Origin of the sequence: Arthrobacter sp. H14 (assembly GCF_000520495.1) — a bacterium.
Classification (GTDB): Bacteria; Actinomycetota; Actinomycetes; order Actinomycetales; family Micrococcaceae; genus Arthrobacter_C.
In genome coordinates this window covers 26658-27729 of sequence record NZ_KI914675.1, presented here as the reverse complement: position 1 = coordinate 27729, position 1072 = coordinate 26658, and the positions used below count along the sequence as shown (strand labels likewise).

The 1072-nt window shown below is 62.9% G+C and carries 2 protein-coding genes; both read left to right on the top strand.

Annotated elements, in window-relative coordinates:
• A partial coding sequence (locus tag Y707_RS30075) for an oxidoreductase (RefSeq protein WP_035782224.1) occupies window positions 1–529 on the top strand: 529 nt, incomplete at its 5' end.
• 21 nt (window positions 530–550) lie between these two features.
• The gene (locus Y707_RS0116610) at window positions 551–1069 is read left to right on the top strand and encodes an oxidoreductase (RefSeq protein ID WP_081744949.1); all 519 of its coding nucleotides are present in this window, start codon (window positions 551–553) and stop codon (window positions 1067–1069) included.
• The last annotated feature ends 3 nt before the right edge of the window (window positions 1070–1072 follow it).

Sequence of the window (1072 nt, the reverse complement as noted above, 5' to 3'; positions counted from 1 at the left end):
CTACTTCAACAAGAGGACCGACGAGTACGGCGGTTCCCCCGCCAACAGGGTGCGGTTCGCCGCTGAGATCTGCCGCGCCGTGCGCGAGGCGGTTGGGCCGGATATGACTGTAGGAATGCGTATTTCCCAGGCCAAGGTCAGCGACAATGAGCACCGGTGGAGCGGCGGCGCAGAAGAGGCAGAGGAAATTTTCGCCACCTTGGGCGCCACCGGTATCGATTTCATACACACCACTGAATACCGTGCCGCCGCGCCGGCATTTGGGGACGAGGGATTCTCGCTGGCGTCGCTGGCTAAGCAGCACTCGGGCGTAACGGTCATAGCCAACGGAAGCCTGGACGATCCGGAAACCGCCGCGTCTATGTTGCAGAACGGTGATGCCGACGTCGTTGCCCTCGGAAAGGCGGCCCTAGCCAACCGGAACTGGCCACACCGCGTTCGAAACAACCTGGCCTTAGACGAGCTGGACGGACGCCTGTTCGCCCCGGTGGCAGATGTAAAGGACTGGGAGTTGGAGCTGCCCGCATAAGGCTGTACCGCGACGGGCAGGCTGGGCGGATACCAGTACGGCGGTTCCCCCGCCAACAGGGTGCGGTTCGCCGCTGAGATCTGCCGCGCCGTGCGCGAGGCGGTTGGGCCGGATATGACTGTAGGAATGCGTATTTCCCAGGCCAAGGTCAGCGACAATGAGCACCGGTGGAGCGGCGGCGCAGAAGAGGCAGAGGAAATTTTCGCCACCTTGGGCGCCACCGGTATCGATTTCATACACACCACTGAATACCGTGCCGCCGCGCCGGCATTTGGGGACGAGGGATTCTCGCTGGCGTCGCTGGCTAAGCAGCACTCGGGCGTAACGGTCATAGCCAACGGAAGCCTGGACGATCCGGAAACCGCCGCGTCTATGTTGCAGAACGGTGATGCCGACGTCGTTGCCCTCGGAAAGGCGGCCCTAGCCAACCGGAACTGGCCACACCGCGTTCGAAACAACCTGGCCTTAGACGAGCTGGACGGACGCCTGTTCGCCCCGGTGGCAGATGTAAAGGACTGGGAGTTGGAGCTGCCCGCATAAGGC